Source organism: Bradyrhizobium sp. Mp27 (assembly GCF_029953005.1).
GTDB classification, from domain to species: Bacteria; Pseudomonadota; Alphaproteobacteria; order Rhizobiales; family Xanthobacteraceae; genus Bradyrhizobium; species Bradyrhizobium barranii.
In genome coordinates this window covers 1-852 of record NZ_JASAUS010000557.1, presented here as the reverse complement: position 1 = coordinate 852, position 852 = coordinate 1, and the positions used below count along the sequence as shown (strand labels likewise).

1 protein-coding gene is annotated in these 852 nt (G+C 62.0%); it reads right to left on the bottom strand.

Features of this window, described 5'->3' with window-relative positions:
- Positions 1–220 precede the first annotated feature (220 nt).
- Positions 221–852 (bottom strand): transposase (locus QJT78_RS51730; protein WP_348652450.1); only part of this gene is annotated, 632 nt, incomplete at its 5' end.

Here is an 852-nt window from a genome sequence, read left to right as displayed (position 1 = left end):
ATAAACGTCCTGCCTGACCGGCTACTGCTGTTCAGCGGCGCTGACGGCGATCATCAGGTGGGGGAGTTTCAAGTGACCATACCCGGGGGATTTTGACCGACCCACGGGGACATACGAGAAAACCGCGGCGGGCAGCAACTTCCTGCCGCGCACTCCGCATAATAGCGGAAGTCTACCGGTTTGGTCGCCACCATCACCCGGACCGCGCCTGACGGACCGATCACCGGCTCGCCTTTAGCGCCTGGACGATCGACGCAATCATCGCGGTGTCCGCTCCACGACCGGCTCGGATCGTGATGCCGTCGACTTCAATCTCGATGATCCCGCTATCTGCCTTGCGCACCGCTTTACGATCCCGGTGAACAGTCGGCGCCGGCACCACGGCGTCAACCACCGCCGGCACAAACTGAACTTCGTCCTCTCGGGAATGACCGCCTGCTGCTTCTCGCAGCTGACGTCGCCAGCCAAACAACTGCTGCGGCGACAATCCATACCGCCGCGCTACCGAACAGACCGAATCGCCGCTTGCCACGATCTCCGCAACGATCCGCGCCTTGTCCTCGTCGCTCCACTTCCGCCGACGGCCGGCTCCGGTGAAGACCTCAAGCCGCCGCACCGGCTCCGTGATAGCAGTATGCACTGTGTCCATTCTAAGCCTACGGTTCAAACAAACCGCAGACTCGCAGATCACCCCGCCATCCGGAAGGTGGCCGCTGAACAGCGCTCTGATGTCCGCTGTCACTCCCATAGCGCCACCAGTGTGAATCTGCGTGGGGTCCGGACGCCGATCGGCGTCCAAGTGCTTGATTGACTTCGCGCGTGCGGGGTCAATGTTCAGCGTCGATTCACAAT